Genomic DNA, 19486 nt, shown 5'->3' with positions numbered 1-19486 from the left:
AGTCGAGGGATGGAACCGTTGACCTCCGCCCGCGTCGACAGCTGGACCTGGGCCGTGCGGATGTTCAAGACCCGCTCCCAGGCCACCGCCGCCTGCCGGGCCGGTCACGTGAAGGTGAACGGCGAGCGGGCCAAGTCCGCGCAGACCGTGCGGATCGGCGACGAGGTGCGGGTGCGGATCAGCGGTTTCGACCGCATCCTGATCGTGGCGAAGATCATGGTCAAGCGGGTCAGCGCGCCCGTCGCCGCGGAGTGCTTCGTTGACAAGACTCCCCCGCCGCCGCCGCGCGAGGAGGTTGCACTGCTTCCGATGCGGGACCGCGGCGCCGGCCGCCCCACCAAACGCGAACGCCGCGAGATCGACAAGCTTCGGGCGCCCGCGGCGCTGCCGCCGGACCCCGACGAGGAGTAGCCGGTCGGGCCGCCCTGACGTCCGTGGGTCCGCGTTGGCCGCCCAGGGGGGTGCATTGGCCGCCCACCGGCGTGCATAACTCCTGCACATTCTGCCGGTGCCATCGGACTCCCCCGTGATTCCGGGCCTAACACGGCCGCCGTCGGCGAATTGCAGGAGTTATGCACAAGGCGGGGCCCCAACCTGGCCAGATCGCCGGCTCCTGCGTTCGGCACTGGCTGGGCAGCGCGGGACGGTCAGGCCAGCGCGGCGTCGGGCGCGGGACGGTCAGGCCAGCGCGGCGTCGGGCGCGAGGCTCGGCAGCGACTCGATGCCGAACTCGTCGCGCAGGACCAGGGTGGCGGCGTACCAGCCGTTCATGCCGTGCACCGCCGGCCCCGGGGGCGTCGACGCGGAGCACAGGTAGAGTCCCGTGACCGGGGTCTTCCAGGGAGTCGGCGACAGCACCGGTCGCTTGACCAGCTGGCGCAGCGTGACGGCACCACCGAGGATGTCGCCGCCGACGAGGTTCGGATCGAGAGCCGCCAGACCGCGCGCGCTCTGCGCCGAGCTGGCCAGCACGGTCTGCCGGAAGCCCGGCGCGAAGCGTTCGATCTGCCGCACGACTGCCTCGGTCGGGTCCTGGTCGGAACCGGCGGGCACGTGGATGTACGCCCAGAGCGTCTGCCGTCCGTGTGGCGCCCGGCTGAGGTCGAGCACGCCGGGCTGAGTCAGGAGCACGAACGGATACGGCGCCAGACGGCCCCGGGCCACCAGGCGCTCCGCCGCGCGCACCTCGGCCCGGCTGCCGCCGAGGTGCACCGTGGGAGCGAGGCCCACCTCCGGGTTCGCCCACGGCACCGGCCCGGACAGTGCGAAATCGACCTTCGCCGCGCCGCTGCCGTAGCGGTAGCGGCGGAGGCCCCGGCGGTAACGGGCCGGCAGGGACGCCCCCGCGAACCGCTCGAGGAACACCGGGGAGGTGTCGAGCACGGTGACCCGGGACGGCTCCAGATCGGTCGGGGACTGTACCTCCGTGCCCAGCCGCAGGGTTCCGCCGTGGGCGAGCAGGTCGGCGACGAGGGCGTCAGCGATGGCCTGCGACCCGCCGACCGGGTACGCCCAGCCGCCGGCGTGGGCGTGCGCGGCGAGCAGAAGACCGGCGCCGGCCGTGGCGAGGGAGGGCTGCCGGCCGGGTGCGTGGGCCGCCACGCCCGCGAAGAGGGCTGCGGCCTCCTCGCCGCGGAAGACCAGGCGCCCCAGCGCGGTGCCGAGGGCGACCGCCCGGGTGCCGTAATCGAGCACCGCGCGCGGGTCGTCCGGCCAGCGCAGCAGCTGGTTGCCGGTGAACGCCACGACGCCGTCGAGCCGGTTCAGCAGCGGCTGGAACACCTCGGCCCAGGCCCGGGAGTCCCGGCCCAGCCCGTCGGCCGTGCGGTCGACGCTGCGCCAGGCGAGAACGGCGCGTCCGTCGTCGAGCGGATGCGCATAGGAGATGTCCGGGGTGATGAACTGCACCCTGCTCGCGAGGCCGAACGCCTGGAAGAACGGGGACGCGAGGGCCGCCGGATGCACCGCGGAGCCCACGTCGTGCCGGAACCCGGGCAGGGTCAGCTGCTCGGTGCGCAGAGCGCCGCCGGCCCGGCTCTCCCGCTCGGTGACGTGCACGCTCAGACCGGCCCGGGCCAGCACGACCGCCGCCGCGAGCCCGTTGGGTCCCGCTCCGACCACATTCACATCAGGCACGGGACCTCCAGGACAGGGTGATCGGGGCCACGAGCAGGCCCACGTCCGTGCGCACCCACCACTCGCCGGTCTCGCGGCGCTCGGCCGGAGTGGAGAAGCGGTAGCGGTAGAGCCGGGCACGCACGTACCGGGGAGGAGCCTGCGGGAACGGATTGGCCCGCAGCATCCGGAGCGTGGGCCGGTCACCCTCGAGGAGGCGGACCAGGAGCATTTCGAACCACCGGGTGTCGCGGGCGCCGAGAGCCAGGAACCACATCAGCCAGTCGAGCCGCAGGTGGTACGGCGCGAACTGGCGGGGCCGGCGCACAGGGTCGCCCGGCTTGCCGCGGAACTCGTAGGCGCGCCAGCCCGTCTCATCGGCCGGGTCGGCGGCGTCGCTTCCCTCGACGACCACCTCGTGACGCTGCCGGGTGACCGTGCCGAAGGCGCCGTAGGCGTTCACCAGGTGGTACCGGTTGAAGCTCGCATTCATCAGCTGCCGGCGGGCGAACAGGTTGCGCAGCGGCCAGTAGCTGAGCACGACCAGCAGCCCCGTGGCCAGGCTGACCACGAGAACGAACCAGAGGGGGGCATCCGGTGCGGCCTGCCCGGCCGGGAGCCACGTCAGTAGGGCGCGCAGCGCGCCGTCGTCGACCGCCGAGAAGGCCAGCACGATGGTGACCGCGTTCAGCCAGGCGAAGTTGCCGGTGAGCACCAGCCAGAACTGGCTCAGGATCACGATCAGGGCGGCGACGGATGCGATGGGCTGGGGTGCGAAGAGGAAGAACGGCACGACCAGCTGTGCGAAGTGGTTGCCGACGACCTCGGACCGATGGAACCAGCGGGGCAGGTGGTGAGCGAACCAACTGAGCGGATTCGGCATCGGCTGCGTCTCGTGATGGTAATAGAGGGCGGTCAGGTCGCGCCACTCCCGTCCGCCGCGGATCTTGATCAGGCCGGCGCCGAATTCCAGCCGGAAGAGCAGCCAGCGGCAGAACAGGATCACGAACAGTGGCGGGGCCACCTGCTCGGAGCCGAGGAAGGCCACCACGAACCCTGCCTCCAGCAGCAGGCTCTCCCAGCCGAACGAGTAGAAGGTCTGACCGACGTTGACGATGGAGAGGTAACCCGCGAAGAGCAGGAGGAAGGCCAGCATCGGCAGCCAGGGCGGGCCCTGCTGGGGCAGTCCGGCCACAAGGGCGGCAGCGAGGGTGGCGCCGGTCCAGGCGAGGATGCGGAGTACCCGGTCGGAGTAGTACCAGTGGAAGACGCTCGGTGACTGACGGAAACGTACGTGCGCGGTGAAGCGGGAAACCGGAAGCAGCCCGTGGTCGCCCAGCAGGACCGGGAATTGATTGACCGCCGAGATGAAGGCGATCAGGTAGCAGGCTGCCACCCCGCGCTGCAGCACCTGCCGCGCAAACTCGTAGTCTGCGGCCCCGAACCACTCCATTCCGCTCAATCTAGGCCTCCCCCGGCTCGCCTTCAATCAGCGTGCCCGATCAGGTGCCCCGAGAAGTCCAGGGTCCGCTTGACGGCGGGGACTAAACCGGTATAGCCTTTTCTAAACCGGTTCAGTGGGAATCGGCTGTCAATGAGGAGGCCCGGTGAACATTCCCGCGAATTTTCCTGCCAGCACCGCCATGAAGTCCACCGCCCCGAAGGTCACCATCGAGGTGGTCGCGAAGAAAGCGGGCGTCAGCAAGGGTCTGGTCTCCTTCGCCCTGAACAACCGCCCCGGCGTCTCCCCGGAGACCAGGGTGCGCATCCTCGAGGTCGCGAAAGAACTCGGCTGGAAGCCGTCTCTTCGCGCTCGGTCACTCAGCACTCAGCGGTCCTACGCGCTCGGCCTCGTGATCGCCCGCAACCCGGATGTCCTCGCGTCCGACCCGTTCTTCCCCTCTTTCATCGCGGGCGTCGAAAGCATCCTCGCCCCGGAGGGCCGCGCCCTCGTGCTCAGCGTCGTCCCCGACGAGGAAACCGAGCTTCACACCTACCGCTCGCTCGTGGCCGACGGCCGGGTCGACGGGGTCTTCGTCAGCGACCTCCGCCACAATGACGCGCGCATCCCGCTCCTCGCCGAGCTGGGCCTGCCGGCGGTCACACTCGGACGCCCTGACGGCCCCAGCCCCTTCCCGGCGGTGACCGTGGACGACACCCCGGGCGTGATGGCATCCGTCACCCACCTGGCCACCTTGGGTCACCGCCGCATCGCGCATGTCGCGGGCAGCTCAACCCTCCTGCACGGTCTGCGTCGCCGGGCGGCCTTCGCCGCCGCCCTCGAGGCAGCCGGCCTGCCCGCAGGCCAGACCGTCGAGACGGACTTCTCCGTGGCCGCCGGATCGGACGCCACCCGCCGCCTGCTCACCCAGGACCACCCGCCGACCGCAATCGTCTATGCCAACGACCCGATGGCCATCGCCGGCCTCGGCATGGCGCACGAGCTGGGCGTTCGGGTGCCCGACGAGCTCTCCATCACCGGCTACGACGACATCGACTTCTGCCGGTACGTCTACCCGCCCCTGACCACGGTCAGCGCCGCCCCCATGGTGTGGGGCCGCTCGGCGGCGAGCACGCTCCTGACTCTGATGGAGAACGGCTCGGCGGACGACGTGGACCTCCCGGCCGCCCGCCTCGTGGTGCGCGGCTCGACCGCCCCGCCGAGCGACAGGTAACAGTCTTACCGCGGCAAAGCTGCTGCGGGTTTCAAGGAAATGGAGTACAACATGCACACAAACGGATTGGCGAGGCGCCTTCTCGTCGTCACGGCGGCATCCGCCACCGTCGTCCTGGCCCTCAGTGCCTGCGCGTCCGGCGGGACCTCAGGGGATGCCGCCACCAAGCGCGGGCCGATCACCATCTGGTACTCGAACAATGAGACCGAGATCGCCTGGGGCAAGCAGATGGTGGAAGCCTGGAACGCCGAGAACCCGGATGAAAAGGTGAAGGCCCAGGAGATCCCCGCCGGTAAGAGCAGCGAGGAAGTCATCGGAGCCGCCATCACGGCCGGCAACGCACCGTGCCTCGTCTTCAACACGGCTCCCGTCGCCGTGCCGCAGTTCGAGAAGCAGGGCGGTCTCGTCGACCTGTCCAGCTTCGAAGACGGCACCGCCTACATCGAAGAGCGCAGCGGAGCCACGGCCGAGCAGTACCAGAGCGCCGACGGCAAGTACTTCCAGATGCCGTGGAAGTCCAACCCCGTGATGATCTTCTACAACAAAGACATGTTCACCGCCGCCGGACTCGACGCCGAGAACCCGCAGCTCGCCACCTATGACGAATTCCTCGCCACCTCGCGCACCCTCGTCGAGAGCGGCGCAGCGCCGAACGCCATCTACCCGGCGCCCACCAGCCAGTTCTTCCAGAGCTGGTTCGACTTCTACCCGCTCTACGCCGCCGAAACCGGTGGCACGCAGCTGATCGAAGACGGCGAATCCACCTTCAACGACGAAAACGGCGAAAAGGTCGCCGAATTCTGGAAGACCCTCTACGCCGAGGGTCTCGCCGGCAAGGAGCAGTACCAGGGTGACTCGTTCGCCGATGGCCAGGCCGCCATGTCCATCGTCGGCCCGTGGGCCGTGTCGGTGTACAAGGACGCCGTCAACTGGGGTGCGGTTCCCGTTCCCACCAGCGATGGAATCGCCGCCGAGGAGACCTACACGTTCAGCGACGCCAAGAACGTCGGAATGTTCACGGCCTGCGAGAACCAGGCCACGGCCTGGGACGTGCTGAAATTCGCCACCAGCGAGGAGCAGGACGGCCAGCTGCTCGACCTGACCGGGCAGATGCCGCTCCGCCAGGACCTCCCCACGGTCTACTCGGAGTACTTCGCGGCGAACCCCGCCTACGAACAGTTCGGCGACCAGGCATCCCGCATGGTCGAGGTGCCGAACGTCTCCAGCTCGGTCGCCGCCTGGCAGGCATTCCGTGATGCGTACACGAAGGCGGTCATCACCGGCGAGGGTGACATCCCCGCCGCCCTCGACTCCGCCGCCGAGAAGATCAACACCCTGATCGCCAAGCCGTAACCAATGGCTTTCGCAACCAAGAGCCGGACCGCCGCCGGGAGGAGCACGACTCCTCCCGGCGGGGGCTCCCCCCGACGCAAACGACCGCTTCTGGGCAAGAACCCGTTCGGGCTCCTGCTCAGCGCCCCGTACCTCATCTTCGTCCTGGCGGTCTTCGCCTACCCGCTGGTCTTCGCCTTCTGGATGTCGTTCCACGACTACTTCTTCGCCGCCCCCGGCGCAGACGTGGACCGGCCCTTCGTCGGCCTGGACAATTTCCGGGAAGTGCTGGCCGACCCGGCCATCATCCGTTCGTTCGGCAATGTGGGAATCTTCCTGCTGATCAACGTGCCTCTGACCGTCGTGCTCTCGCTCGTGCTCGCGACGGCTCTGAACAAGGCCGTCCGGTTCCGCACCTTCCTTCGCGTGGCCTACTACGTGCCGTATGTGACCGCGAGTGTCGCCGTCGTCGGCGTCTGGATCTTCCTGTTCAGCGGCAACGGCCTCGTGAACCAGATTCTCGGGCCGCTCGCCCCCGATCCGGCCTGGTTGATCAACGAGGACTGGGCCATGCCCACCATCGCGATCTTCGTCACCTGGAAGGGCCTCGGATTCTTCATCCTGCTCTATCTGGCCGCCCTGCAGAACGTCTCGGAGGAGCTCTACGAGGCTGCGTCGACGGATGGCGCGGGCAAGATCCGCAGTTTCTTCTCGGTCACCGTTCCGGGCGTGCGCCCGGCGACCGTGCTCGTGCTGCTGCTCTCAACGGTCACCGGCGCCAACCTCTTCACGGAGCCGTACCTGCTCACCGGCGGCGGCGGCCCCAACGGGGCATCCTCATCGCCCGTGCTGATGATGTATCAGCGCGGGATCGAACAGGGTTCCCCCGACACGGCGGCCGCGATCGGCGTCATCCTCGTGATCGGAGTCCTGATTCTCGCGTTCATCCAGCGGAAGCTTGCGGGCGGTGACGAATCATGAGCCGCGGGCAGAACATCCTGCGGGGCGTGGTGCTCACGGTCGGGGCCCTCGTGTTCCTTTTCCCCTTCTACTACATGGTCATCGGCTCGCTGCAGGCGACACCGGACCCGACCGTCGCCGGCGCGTTCCCGAACCCCGCCAACCTGACGCTCGACAACTACGGTGACATCAACAGCCGGATCAACCTGCTGCAGGGGCTGCTCAACTCCGGGATCTTCACGGGCGGCGTCATCCTCTGCACCGTGGTCTTCGGTGTTCTGGTGGGCTACGCCCTCGCCCAGCTGCAGTGGCGCGGACGCGGAGTCACCTTCGCTCTCGCCCTGCTGGTGCAGGTCGTGCCGTTCCAGCTGCTGATGATCCCGCTCTACGTGATGATCGCCAGGGACTACGGCCTCGCCGACAACTACCTGGGCATGATCCTGCCGTTCGCCATCAACTCGACGGCCGTCATCATCTTCCGGCAGTACTTCCTGCAGATCCCCAAGGAGCTGTTCGACGCCGCCCGCATCGACGGTGCCGGTGAACTGCGGATCCTGCGGCGGATCGCCCTCCCGCTCGTGCGGCCGGCCCTGCTGACCGTCGTACTGCTGACCTTCATCGGCCCGTGGAACGAGTTCCTCTGGCCGTTCCTGATCACCAAGGAGGCGTCCCTCCAGCCGCTCGCGGTGTCCCTGGCCAACTACCTCAGCAACGTCGCGGCCACCGCGGCGAACCCGTTCGGGGCGGTCCTTGCCGGGGCCTGCGTCCTGGCCGGTCCTGCTGTGATCCTGTTCATCCTCTTCCAGCGACACTTCGTGTCGAACAATATCGGTTCCGGCGTGAAAGGTTAGAAATGCCCAACCCCACCGAATTCCCGTACACCCTGACCCGAATGGGCGTCATCATGACACCCGAAGAGGGCAACGACCTCGAGGCCGAAGGGGTGCTGAACCCCGGCACCGGCCACACTGCGGATGGGACGCTGTATCTGCTTCCGCGCCTCGTCGCCACCGGCAACGTCTCCCGCGTCGGAATCGCGAAGGTCATCATCACCGACGGTGTTCCCACCGGCGTCGAACGCGAGGGAATCGTGCTCGAGCCCGACCGCGGCTGGGAACGCGGCGCCAACAACGCCGGTGTCGAAGACCCCCGGGTGACCTTCATCCCCCGGCTCGGACTGCACGTGATGACGTACGTCGCGTACGGACCCCTCGGCCCCCGCACGGCCGTGGCCGTGTCCTCGGACCTGCGCGAGTGGCGCCGGCTCGGCCCGGCGCTGTTCGCCTTCGACGACGCCCTGGACATGGACCTGAACCTGTTCCACAACAAGGACACCGTGTTCTTCCCCGAGCCGGTCGCCGGCCCGAACGGAGTGGAGAGCTTCGCCGTGCTGCACCGTCCGATGTGGGATCTGGGCGAGGTCAAGCCGGGTGAGGGCATCCGTGTTCCCGCCGGCGTGACCGACACCCGGCAGAGCATCTGGATCAGCTACGTGCCGGTCGCCGATGTGCTCGCCGACATCACGAAGCTCACCTTCTGGAGCGGCCACCGCTTCTTCGCGGGGCCGGAATTCCCCTTCGAGGAGCTGAAGATCGGCGGCGGCCCTGCACCGCTGCGCGTACCGGAGGGCTGGCTGCTGATGCATCACGGCGTCACCGGAACCATCAACGGTGCGTTCTCTCAGCAGCAGAAGGTGAACTACTCGGCCGGGGCGATGATCCTGGACGCGAACGACCCCACCATCGTGCTGCAGCGCACCTCGGAGCCCCTGTTGAAGGCGGAGACGCCCGACGAGATCAGCGGAATCGTGCCGAACGTGGTGTTCCCGACCGCGATCGAGGAGATCGAGGGGCAGCTCTTCGTGTTCTACGGCATGGCTGACTCGAAGATCGGTGTCGCGCGCCTGGATCGCGTGGGAGCGTAGGCCCTCGGGCCTTCTCGTTGCACGGGCGGTCGTGCCGGGGTCGTTCCCGGCGGGACCGCCTCGTGCGTTCGCGGCGCAGGCCGTGGAAGCGGGCGCACGCTAGAACGTGCGCCCGCTTCCACTCACTGCGCCGCGAGGACGGGCCCAGCTGAGGCGCTCGATCCGAGCGAGGTGTACTCGCATATGTCTTCGATAATCCTTCGACAATTAGGTGACCAACTCTCGACTACGCGTACTAGTTCTGGTATCCTCGACGCATGACCAACACCGCAGACGACCTCAGAACGGCAACGGATGCCGTCGCCCGCCTGGGCTCCTCCTGCGCCGACTACGAGGCCCTGCCCGACGCCGAGGTGCTGGCCGGTCAGAGGCAGATCGCGGCCGCGCGCCGCCTCTTGGATACCCGCTCCGCCTGGATGGCGGCAACCATCGCCCATCGCTCCCGGCCCGAGCTCGGCCACTCCGGTCTCGCCGCGCAGCAGGGGTTCCTCTCGCCCGAGGCTCTCATCCAGACCGTGACCGGCTCGACCAAGAACGACGCGTTCAAGCTCGTCGCGGTCGGCACGATGATGGCTGACGCCGAGGCGGCGGAGAAGCTGGTCGAGGCGGCCGTGGAGTCGCCCGACACCGATCCCGGTCTTGTCGCGGCGTTCGTGGCGAAGGTTCCGTGGCAGGCGCCGATCGCCCGGGCCGTCACCGACGGCACCCTCTCGGTCGATGCGGCCGAGTCGATCCGCGCGGGTTTGGGCGAGATCGACGCCGCGGTCACCGCCGAGAAACTCGGTACCGCCCTCGAGGCGCTCCTCGTTGAGGCGGCGTCACTGAACGCAGATCAGGTCTTCAAGCTCGCCCGCCGCTTCCGTGACCAGCTCGACGAGGCCGGTATCGCCGCCCGGGAGAAGCAGGCCCACGATGACCGGTTCCTGCGGGTCTACCGGCTGGGAAACGGCAAGGTTCGCCTGAATGGCCTCTTCGCTCCCGAAGACGGCGAGTTCGTGCTCTCTGTGTTCGACTCCGTGACCAGCCCCCGCCGCGGCGGGGTGCGCTTCGTCGACAAAGACAAGGCCGCCTGGGCGAAACGTGTGCAGGACGACCCGCGCACCACGGAGCAGATCGCCGCCGACGCCCTCGTGCAGCTGCTGAAGATCGCCGGTGAGGCCGACCAGGGCCGCGTCTTCGGCGGCCGCCGCCCCTCGGTGCGGGTCATCGTCACCGAGAAGGCCCTGAAGTCGGGCCAGCCGGGCCAGCCGGCCGGTCAGACGGGCCAGCCGGCCCCCGGCCAGGCTGCCCAGGGTGGCCCGGTTTCCCCCGAATCCGCCGCCCACGGGCAGATCGAGGGCAACCCTGTTCCCATCTCACAGGAAACCATCGACCGGTTGCTCTGCGATACCGGAACCCGCGGCTTCCAGGTCGACGACACCGGGCAGATCATCAACGTCGGCCGTGACCAACGCCTCTTCACCGAGGCACAACGCGCCGCGATGGGAGTGCGGGACGGCGGCTGCCGTTGGGTCGACTGCGATAGATCACCCGCCTGGTCAGAAGCCCACCACATCAACGAATGGCTCGCGGACAACGGCTACACCGACCTCGCCGACGGGGTGTTGCTGTGCCATCCGCATCACCTGTTGCTGCATAACCAGCACTGGAGCATCATTCGCACCGGAAACGACTATTGGCTCCGGCCACCGGTCGACGTCGACCCGGAACAAACCCTGATCGCGCTGCCCAGCAAGCGGGCCACTTCGTAGGCGTGGCCCCTGGTCTCGACAGGCTCGACCAGCGTCGTGGGTGCCTCTGGAGGGCGGTCGCCGGGTCTCGACAGGCTCGACCACCGGGGCGGGAAACCTCGGGCGGGTGGGTTGCCGGGTCTCGACAGGCTCGACCACCGTCGCGGGAGCCTCTGGAGGGCGGGTCACCGGGTCTCGACAGGCTCGACCACCGCGGGTCTCGACAGGCTCGACCACCGGGGCTCGACCGCCGTGGCTCGACCGCCGTGGGCTTTGCTGTTGAGGGGCTACGGGGCGGGCGTTGGCGGAACGGGAAGAAGACCCAGGGTGGCCTTGAGGCGGGCCTCGGCATCGTCGTGACCCTGACCGGACTCGCTCGCCGCGATATTCGCCTCGGTCACGGCGCGGAGCACTTCATCACGCTGGATGCGCACTCCTCGCGGAGCGTCGACGCCGATCCGGATACTGTCGCCACGCACGTCGAGGACGGTGATGACGATGTCGTCACCAATGAGGATCTTCTCCCCCTGCTTCCGCGTTAGTACCAGCACCCGTTCAGCCTAGCTTGAGGCTCTGCCGCATTGCGGCCACCGTGCCGGCCGGCGCCGGGACACCGTCGACCCACCCCACCGGGATGCCCAGCTCGTCAACGGTCTCCGGTGAACCGGTCGTGGCATACCCGGTGACCGCCAGCGCATCGATGTCCAGGCTCCGCGCGACTTCGGCGACCCAGCGTGCGGTATCCGCGGGCTTGCGGCCGGCATCCACAACGACCCAGACCTGATCCGGGCGAATCAACCCGAGAAGAGACGCGTGAATGGCGGCCGTCGCCGGATTCTTGTCAAACCCGAAGGCGACGAAACTGGTCTGGCCGAGCTCCACTCCCCTGGCCCGGGCCTCGAGCGCGGTACGTCGATCCAGGACGCGGTCCAGCCCGGCCTCCGCGGCCAGCCCGCCATCGATGGCGCCGGCCACGAGAACCACGGCCGTACCGTTTGCCGGGGCGAGTTCCCGCGTCACGGGCAGCGCGGCATCCTGCCAGCCGACGACGATGACAAGATCCCCCGCGCCGGTGAGCGCACGGGGGACGGCGGCGTCCGCGCCCGCTCGGGTCATTTGCCTGCGGGCGGCTCGGCGCCCACTCGCCCGCGGGGCAGCTGTGCCCTCGGACAGCAAATCCGCGGCCCGTTCAGTGAAGGTCGGCGCGGCAGAGACGCCAGCCATGGCCGGGGTCTGCTCCTCGGCCGTCGTCTCGCCGCCCATGGGAGCAGCCGGGGACGCGACCGTCGGCGCGACGGGGGTGAGCAGCACCGGGTCCGGCATTTCGCGCGTTGCGAAGGTGAGTTCATCCATCAGATCGGCGAACCCCTCGGACACGGTCGACATGCGCGGCTCGGCCGCGGTGTACAGGCTGGCCTCCTCCGCGTCGGCGTCGTCGAGAAGCGCGGCGATGCCGAGCCGCACCTGCACATCGCTCCGGGAGTGGGCCGCTCGCCTCCGACGGGCGGGCACCTCCACGGTGACCTCGATGTGCCGCCTCGCGAAGAAACCCCGGATGCCACCGACGGTCACCTGCTCCGCGGCGACGATGCGCGCCTCCGCGCCGTGCTCGGCCAGGATGCGCGCCTTCAGCTCCGGCAGCGACGAACCCTCAAGCAGAAATCGATTCGGTTCCACGCACCACCCCCACCGTCTCGATGGCCACGTTCGCGGACGTGACCTCCTGATAGGACAACACGGCGATGCCGCCGGACTGCGCGGAGACCAGGCGGCGGACGGCAGGGCGAAGCGCCGGCGCGCAGACCAGCACCGCGCTCAACCCGGCCGCCTCGACGTTCGCGAGAGCCTCCTTGAGCGAACCCAGGATGGCCTCGACCCGATTCGGATCCAGCATGATCTGCGTGCCCTGGTCGGACGGACGCATCCCCTCGAGCATGGACTGCTCGAGGCCGGGCTCGATCATGATGACCCGGAGCAGCCCCTCGTCGAGGTACTGGGCGGTGAGGGCCGGGCCCAGAGCCTGACGGGCCGCCTCGATCAGTCCCTCCGGGTCGTTGGACACCTTCGCCCGCAGCGAGAGCGACTCGTAGATGCGGGGCAGGTCGTTGATCGGGATCATCTCCACCAGCAGACCCTGCAGCACGCGCTGCACCTCGGCGAGGGACAACAGTCCGGGGATGAGGTCCTCGACGGCCGACGGGTTGACCAGCCGCACGCCGTCGGTGAGCACGCGCACATCCTCCCGGGTGAGCAGCCGCGCCGCATTTCCGGTGATGATCGAGGACAGGTGGGTGACCAGAACGGAAACCCGGTCGATGACCGTGGCCCCGGTCATCTCCGCGCTGTGCCGCATCTCGCTCGGCACCCATTTGCCGACGAGGCCGAACACGGGCTCCACCGTGGCCTGACCCGGCAGCGAATCGAGCGCGTCACCAAGCGCGAGCACCTTGCCGGACGGCGCCATCCCGCGGCCGGCCTCCACCCCGGCGATCCGGATCGAATACGTCGACGAGGGCAGGTCGACGCTGTCCCGGGTGCGCACGGGCGGAACGACCACACCGAGGTCCACGGCCACCTTGCGACGCAGGGCGCGCACGCGGGCCAGGAGGTCGTCCTGCACCCCGGAGACGAGATCCACGAGGTCGGGAGCGAGAAGGATCTCCAGCGCGTGCACCCGCATGGTCTCGATCAGGTCTTCCGGGGTATCGGAGCGGGGTGCCATCGCCTCGGCGGCGACGCCGGCATCCCGACCGGCCTGGTCCCGGGTCTCCCCCGCCTTGATCCGGCGGGCGAAGAGGATCAGGCCCAGCCCGATCACCACGAACGGCAGGATCGGCATACCCGGGATCAGCGCCATCAGGAGGGCGGCACTGCCGGCGATGGTCAGGGCCATGCGGGACTGGGTGAGCTGACCCGAGGCGGCCGCACCGATGTCGGACTCCGCGTTGGAACGGGTCACGATCATGCCCGTTGAGACCGCCATCAGCAGGGCCGGGATCTGCGTCACGAGGCCGTCGCCGATGGTCAGCAGCGAGTAGGTGGTCATGGCCTCGGAGACCGACAGCCCGCGCTGGATCATGCCGATCGCGATACCGCCGACCAGGTTGATGATGATGATGATGATCCCGGCGATCGCGTCACCCTTGACGAACTTCGACGCGCCGTCCATGGCACCGTAGAAGTCCGCCTCGGCGGACACCTCGGCACGGCGCTCCCTGGCCTGCACATCGGTGATCAGGCCGGCGTTCAGGTCGGCGTCGATTGCCATCTGCTTGCCGGGCATGGCATCCAGGGTGAACCGCGCGCCCACCTCGGCGACACGCTCGGCACCCTTGGTGACCACCACGAACTGGATCACGACCAGGATCAGGAAGATGACGGCGCCGATGATGATCGACCCACCGACGGCCACGTGGCCGAACGCGGCGATCACCTGCCCGGCATAGCCCTCGCCCAGCACGAGCCGGGTCGACGCGACGTTCAGGCCCAGCCGGAACAGGGTGGCGACGAGCAGCAGCGACGGGAACACCGAGAAGTCGAGGGGCTTCTTGACGAACATCGTGGTCAGCAGCGTGACCAGCGCCAAAAGGATGTTCACGATGATCAGCACATCGAGCATCACGGCGGGCACCGGCACGACGAGCAGCAGGATGATGCCGACCACTCCGACCGGCACCGCGAGTTTGGCGAGATTGCTGTTCATCGGTGGCCTCCGGCCGTCAGGACGCGATCGTTCATGATGTGCACACCCGAGCCGGCACCGGAGCCGCGGGTCTTCAGGGCGAGCACGAAGGCGAGCACCTGGGCCACGGCGTTGTACAGCTCGACCGGGATCTCGTCGCCCAGCTTGCAGGCGCTGTGCAGGGCACGGGTGAGCGGAATGTCGCGCACGATCGGCACCCGGTCGGTCTCGGCCTGTTCCCGGATGCGCGCCGCGATCACGCCGGCCCCCGTGGCCACCACCCGCGGTGCGGACTTGCCCGGCTCGTAGCGCAGCGCGACGGCGAAGTGCGTGGGGTTGACCATGACCACGTCGGCGGTGGCGACGGCGGCGATCATCCGGTTGCGGCTCATCGCGAGCTGCCGGGCCCGGCGCTGCTGCTTCACCATCGGGTCGCCCTCGGAACTCTTGTTCTCGTCGGTGACTTCCTTCTTCGTCATGCGCGTGCGCTTGCGGTTGCGCCGCATCACCACGAACACGTCTGCGGCGGCGAGCACCAGGCCGGCGATCACCGCCGACTGCACCAGCGCGGTCGCCCCTCCGCTGGCCGCACCGATCAGCACGGAGACGGGCAGCCCCCCGGCCGTCATCAGCAGGGGCGTGAGCCCCTGCACCACGAGCACCAGAACGAGCCCCACGGCGATGGTCTTGAGCAGGGCCTTGACGCCCTGCCACACGGCCTGGCCGCCGAAGGTGCGGCCGAGACCGGTCACGAGGTTGAACTGATCGTATTTGCCGGCGACCTTCTTGAAGTGAACCCCACCCTGCACGACGGCGCCCACCAGAACAACGACGAAGACGGTGGCGAGCATGGGGGTCAGGATGGCACCCATCGAGGCCAGTGAGTCCACCAGCATTTGCACGGCCAGGTCCGGCTGCGGGTTGGCGACCAGTGAACGGATGCTGATCATCTGGTCGGTTCCGGCCTTCGCGGCCAGTCCGATCGTGACCGGGGTCATCGCGGCGGCGGCGCCGATGCCGATCCACGCCGTCAGGTCCTGGGACTTGGAGAGCTGGCCCTTGGACCGCACCTCGCGCATCCGTTTATCGGTCGCCTGTTCGGTCTTCTCACCGGAGTCGGACATCTATTTCACCCCCAGCATGGTGGCGACGGCGTCATCGGTCAGTGACGCGACGATGCGCGGCAGCGCAACGAAGCCGGCTGCGCCGAGCGTGAAGGTGATCAGGATCTTGAGCGGGAAGCCGAGCGCGAAGGCGTTCAGGGCCGGGGCCACCCGGGTGAGGAGGCCGAGGCCCGCGTCGGCGAGGAACAACACGACGATCAATGGGCCGGCGATCTGCACAGCCGCGAGCAGCATCTGGCCGACCGCCGCCGTGACGGTCTGCATCGGTATGGCGAGATCGATCCCCCCGCCGATCGGCAGGGCCGAGAATGCGCGCGTCACGCCGCCGATGATCAGCTGGTAGCCGCCGGAGGCGAACAGGAGGGCCAACGCGGTCATCTGGTAGAGCCGGGTGAACTGGGCGCCGTTGACCATGGCCTGCGGGTCGAAGCCCTGGGCGAGCTGGAAGCCGCCGAACATGTCGATCAGGTTGCCGGCGGACTGGATGGCGGAGAACACCACGAGCACCAGGAAACCCAGCAACCCGCCGACCACGATCTCGAGGATCAGGACCGTGATGAAGCCGCCCGTGTCGGGCGAGAGGTAGCCGGGCGTGACCCGCGGGGAGACCGCGAGGGCCAGGCCGAGGGCGAGCATGCCTTTGATCCGCAGCGGGAACGCGTTGTAGGAGAACGGCGGCGCCACGACAAGGAACGCCACCATGCGCACGCCGGCCAGCATTGTTGCTTCGATCCAGGCGAAATCGAGGGTGATATTCATGTCAGCCGCCGCCGATGAGGCCGGGGATCTTGTCGAACAGCATGTGCGTGAAGGAGACCATCTCGGAGATCATCCAGTGTCCGGAGATGATCATGGCCACGGCCACGGCGATCGCCTTGGGCACGAACGACAGCGTGACCTCCTGGATCTGGGTGATCGACTGCAGCAGGGAGATCGCGAAACCGACGACCAGGGCCGTGATCAGGATGGGTGCGGAGAGTTTGCCGGCGATCAGGATGCCCTGCAGCCCGATGTCGAGGACGGCGTTGGTATCCATCAGCCACCCCGGTAACTGGAGACGAGGGTCGTGATGATCAGACCCCAGCCGTCGACGAGCACGAACAGGAGGATTTTGAACGGCAGCGAGATCATCACCGGGGGAAGCATCATCATGCCCATCGACATCAGGGCCGCGGACACGACGAGGTCGATCACGAGGAACGGCACGAAGATCACGAAGCCGATGATGAACGCGGCGCGAAGCTCGGAGATCATGAACGCGGGGATCAGGGTGAGCAGCGACACCGCGTCACGGGTTTCCGGGTTCGCCTGGTCCGCGGCCCGGGTCATCAGGGCCAGGTCCTCCTCCCGGGTGTGCGCGAGCATGAAGGTGCGGAGCGGCGCGGAGCCGAGCGTGACCGCGTCGTCGAAGTTCATCGTTCCGTTCAGGTACGGCTGCAGGGCGCCGTCGTTGATCTCGGTCAGGATGGGCGCCATGATGAACAGCGACAGGAACAGGGCCAGCCCGGCCAGAACCTGGTTCGGCGGGATCGACGGCAGTGCGAGCGCGTTCCGGGTCATCGCGAGAACGACGAAGATCTTCGTGAAGCTCGTCATCATGAGCAGCAGGGCCGGCGCCACCGAGAGCAGGGTGATCCCGATCAGGGTCACGATCGCCGAGGACGGCTCGCCGTTCGGGCCGTTGATCTGCACGTTGAGCCCGCCGCCGCCCGGATCCGTCGGCGTGACCGGGTCGGTCGGACCGACCGGATCGGTCGGTGCGGCATGGCCGGCAGGCGCCACCAGCATCAGAACGGCGATGACGATCACCAGCACGAGGGCCGCCATCACCAGGTACCGGGCCAGCTCTCGCCGCCGATCCGGGCGCACGGCCGGGCGCACGGCCGACGTGGTCACCGGCCCTGCCGCAGTGCGGCGGCGGTCTGCTGCCAGGTGGCGGGCGAGAGGATCGACCCGCCGATCCGGCCCGACGTGGTCCGGTCCCGCCGCGGCCGGAGGATGAGGGGCGGCGTGAGCACCTCGCCGCCGGTGCCGGAATCGGCGTGCACGGCCTCGTCGAGCTCGCGGGCGAAGTCGTCCCCGGCGTGCGGGGCCGCTGCATCCGTGGGTGCGTCGCCACCGTGCAGAACGCTGACGGACTGCTCGGTCACGCCGAGCACGAAGCGCCGGCCGTCGATGTCGACGACGACGACGGATGCCTTCTGACCCACACCCTGCCGGCCCACCACGGTGACCAGGTTCGGGGTGCGCGCGCCGAGGGAGCCCTTCGTCAGCTTGCGCTGCAGCACCCAGAGCAGCCCCAGCACGGCGGCCAGGGACAGCGCCACCCGGAGCGCGACGAGGACGGTGTCCACCTAGGTCAGGCTCTCGGCCACGTCGAGGATCTGGGTGATCCGCACCCCGTAGTCCTGGTCCACCACGACGATCTCGCCGTGCGCGATCAGCCGGCCGTTCAGCAGCACATCGGCGGGAGCCCCGGCGGAACGGTCGAGTTCGATGACGGCACCCGGTTCGAGGGTGAGCACGTCGCGCACGGACATCCGGGTGCGCCCGATCTCCACGGTCAGGGCCATCTGCACGCTGTTGATCCGTCCGAGTTTGCCGGCCACGGACTTCGGAGAGCGCGGCGCGCCGGCAGACACGCCGTTGTCGCGCAGCCGCACGGCGAACCAGCCCGTGACGTGTCCGTCACCGGTCAGCTCGAAAACGCTGGTGGCGTCATCCGCGAACAGGGCCGTGGCATCGCCCGACCGCGTCTCCCCGAGGACCCCGACGCCGAACACGCTCGCGGCGCTCTCCAGGGCGGGGCGCAGCACATCCTGGCGGGAGACGAGGGCGGAATCAGTGCCGGAGGCGGAATCCAGTGAAGCCGGGTCGGCGAGCACCAGGGCCAGATCGGCGGAGGAGACCCCCACGAAGGACGCCAGCGCGGCATCCCCGACCCGACCGGCGAGGGCGGCCCCGGAGCAGACCTGCGCGCGGAGGCGGGTCGTGGTGGGGAGAAGATCCAGCAGGGCCTCGACGGCGGCGGTCTGCGCGGCGGTGGGGGTGGTGATCATGGGGAGGACTCCTCGGTGTCGGTGACGATGCAGGCCAGGCGGGAGCCGTTGGAACCGACGGCGGCCCGAGCGAGAGTGTGGCCGTCGACCACCACGTCGAGAGGCCGGTGCTGAGGGTGCGGCAGGGGCAGAACGTCGCCGACGGCCAGACCCAGCACGACGCTGGGCAGCACGAGTGCCGGCGTCAGGCGAACGGACACGTCCACCGGCACCTGGGACAGCTGGGCGCGCAGCAGGTCGGCAGAATCGGCGCTCCCGGTCGGCGGAACGGCCTCGACCAGCTGCGGCAGGAGCGCCTCCGCCGGGAGAGCGACGGTGGCGGCGGCGGTGCCCTCACCGATACGCAGGGTGAAGCTGGCGACGATCATCAGGTCGGCGGTGGCCGCGGCCTGGGCGAACTGCGAGTTGTACTGGATCGCGCCGACGGCAATGGAATGAACCAACAGGGAACCGAGCGAGTAGCGCAGGTCCTCGAGGGCGTCATCCATCAGGCGACGCACGAGAGCGAGTTCGATCTGGGTGAAGGCACGCTCCGGTAACGTGGTGCCGGCGGTGCCGCCCAGCATGTGGCTGACCCAGGACAGGGCCGCGGAGGTGGGGAACTGCACGACGGCTTTGGCCGTGATGCCGCCCACGGGGCACAGCACCATGGCGGTCGTGGCCGGCAGCGAGGATGCGTACTCGTCGTAGGTTCGCATGATCACGTGATCGCATTTCACCTGCGACATGACCCGCACCTTGGCGGTGAGCTGAGTGCCCCACTGACGGGCGAAGGTTTCGAAGGCAAGCTCGAGCACCCGGGAGTGCTCGCGCGCGAGCGTTGTCGGGCGACGAAAGTCGTACACCTCGACCGTGCGCTCCGCCGAAGCGGGCACACCAATCACT

At 68.7% G+C, this 19486-nt stretch carries 19 protein-coding genes; 7 read left to right on the top strand and 12 right to left on the bottom strand.

Going from position 1 to position 19486, the window contains the following annotated elements; all coding sequences use genetic code 11:
• Positions 1–9 precede the first annotated feature (9 nt).
• Positions 10–411 (top strand): RNA-binding S4 domain-containing protein, encoded by a 402-nt coding sequence (locus AC0J5J_RS01515; protein WP_474899138.1) that lies wholly within the window; start codon positions 10–12, stop codon positions 409–411.
• A 267-nt stretch (positions 412–678) separates the two neighbouring features.
• Here AC0J5J_RS01515 and AC0J5J_RS01510 read toward each other — a convergent pair whose 3' ends face one another.
• Positions 679–2136 (bottom strand): phytoene desaturase family protein, encoded by a 1458-nt coding sequence (locus tag AC0J5J_RS01510; RefSeq protein WP_474899137.1) that lies wholly within the window; start codon positions 2134–2136, stop codon positions 679–681.
• Entirely contained in the window at positions 2129–3568 is a 1440-nt protein-coding gene (locus AC0J5J_RS01505; RefSeq protein WP_474899135.1) for a lipase maturation factor family protein, read from the bottom strand. The genes AC0J5J_RS01510 and AC0J5J_RS01505 overlap by 8 nt, the downstream gene beginning before the upstream one ends.
• 154 nt (positions 3569–3722) lie before the next feature.
• Here AC0J5J_RS01505 and AC0J5J_RS01500 point away from each other — a divergent pair, with 154 nt between their 5' ends.
• The 6 genes from AC0J5J_RS01500 to AC0J5J_RS01475 all read left to right on the top strand — a co-directional run bounded on the left by AC0J5J_RS01500 (position 3723) and on the right by AC0J5J_RS01475 (position 10757).
• Complete coding sequence (locus tag AC0J5J_RS01500) at positions 3723–4790, top strand: LacI family DNA-binding transcriptional regulator (RefSeq protein WP_474899133.1); 1068 nt, start codon at positions 3723–3725, stop codon at positions 4788–4790.
• Between the two features lie 51 nt (positions 4791–4841).
• Entirely contained in the window at positions 4842–6143 is a 1302-nt protein-coding gene (locus AC0J5J_RS01495) for an extracellular solute-binding protein (RefSeq protein ID WP_134423011.1), read from the top strand.
• 3 nt (positions 6144–6146) lie between these two features.
• Complete coding sequence (locus AC0J5J_RS01490) at positions 6147–7103, top strand: carbohydrate ABC transporter permease (RefSeq protein WP_474899132.1); 957 nt, start codon at positions 6147–6149, stop codon at positions 7101–7103.
• On the top strand, positions 7100–7933 hold the full coding sequence (locus AC0J5J_RS01485) for a carbohydrate ABC transporter permease (RefSeq protein WP_134423007.1): 834 nt from the start codon (positions 7100–7102) through the stop codon (positions 7931–7933). The genes AC0J5J_RS01490 and AC0J5J_RS01485 overlap by 4 nt, the downstream gene beginning before the upstream one ends.
• 2 nt (positions 7934–7935) lie before the next feature.
• Positions 7936–9006, top strand: coding sequence for a glycoside hydrolase family 130 protein (locus AC0J5J_RS01480; RefSeq protein WP_134423005.1), 1071 nt, complete (start codon positions 7936–7938; stop codon positions 9004–9006).
• A 257-nt stretch (positions 9007–9263) separates the two neighbouring features.
• Entirely contained in the window at positions 9264–10757 is a 1494-nt protein-coding gene (locus AC0J5J_RS01475; protein WP_474899130.1) for a DUF222 domain-containing protein, read from the top strand.
• Between the two features lie 266 nt (positions 10758–11023).
• Here the strand turns inward: AC0J5J_RS01475 and csrA are convergent, their stop codons facing one another.
• The 10 genes from csrA to AC0J5J_RS01425 form a co-directional block, all read right to left on the bottom strand.
• Positions 11024–11287 carry a carbon storage regulator CsrA gene (gene csrA / locus AC0J5J_RS01470; RefSeq protein ID WP_134423001.1) on the bottom strand — a complete coding sequence of 88 codons (264 nt, stop codon included), beginning with the start codon at positions 11285–11287 and terminating at the stop codon, positions 11024–11026.
• A 4-nt stretch (positions 11288–11291) separates the two neighbouring features.
• Positions 11292–12413, bottom strand: a complete 1122-nt coding sequence (locus AC0J5J_RS01465) for a hypothetical protein (RefSeq protein ID WP_474899128.1) — start codon at positions 12411–12413, stop codon at positions 11292–11294.
• Positions 12388–14439, bottom strand: a complete 2052-nt coding sequence (locus tag AC0J5J_RS01460) for a flagellar biosynthesis protein FlhA (protein WP_474899126.1) — start codon at positions 14437–14439, stop codon at positions 12388–12390. Before AC0J5J_RS01460 ends, AC0J5J_RS01465 begins: the two co-directional genes overlap by 26 nt.
• Positions 14436–15542 carry an EscU/YscU/HrcU family type III secretion system export apparatus switch protein gene (locus AC0J5J_RS01455; RefSeq protein WP_134422995.1) on the bottom strand — a complete coding sequence of 369 codons (1107 nt, stop codon included), beginning with the start codon at positions 15540–15542 and terminating at the stop codon, positions 14436–14438. Before AC0J5J_RS01455 ends, AC0J5J_RS01460 begins: the two co-directional genes overlap by 4 nt.
• A complete protein-coding gene (locus AC0J5J_RS01450; RefSeq protein WP_474899125.1) occupies positions 15543–16301 on the bottom strand; it encodes a flagellar biosynthetic protein FliR in 759 nt (252 codons plus the stop codon).
• A 1-nt stretch (position 16302) separates the two neighbouring features.
• Positions 16303–16578, bottom strand: coding sequence for a flagellar biosynthesis protein FliQ (gene fliQ, locus AC0J5J_RS01445; protein ID WP_134364018.1), 276 nt, complete (start codon positions 16576–16578; stop codon positions 16303–16305).
• Positions 16578–17369: a flagellar type III secretion system pore protein FliP gene (fliP, locus tag AC0J5J_RS01440; RefSeq protein WP_134423654.1), complete on the bottom strand. Its 792-nt coding sequence runs from the start codon at positions 17367–17369 to the stop codon at positions 16578–16580. The genes fliQ and fliP overlap by 1 nt, the downstream gene beginning before the upstream one ends.
• Before the next feature lie 65 nt (positions 17370–17434).
• Complete coding sequence (locus AC0J5J_RS01435; protein ID WP_134422991.1) at positions 17435–17896, bottom strand: FliO/MopB family protein; 462 nt, start codon at positions 17894–17896, stop codon at positions 17435–17437.
• Positions 17897–18601 (bottom strand): flagellar motor switch protein FliN, encoded by a 705-nt coding sequence (fliN, locus tag AC0J5J_RS01430; RefSeq protein ID WP_474899123.1) that lies wholly within the window; start codon positions 18599–18601, stop codon positions 17897–17899.
• Entirely contained in the window at positions 18598–19476 is an 879-nt protein-coding gene (locus AC0J5J_RS01425) for a flagellar motor switch protein FliM (protein WP_474899121.1), read from the bottom strand. The genes fliN and AC0J5J_RS01425 overlap by 4 nt, the downstream gene beginning before the upstream one ends.
• Positions 19477–19486 lie beyond the last annotated feature (10 nt).

The organism is Cryobacterium sp. TS_SC_7 (assembly GCF_056156285.1).
The sequence above is the reverse complement of the archived record's forward strand: the minus strand, read 5'-3'. Positions and strand labels throughout refer to the sequence as shown.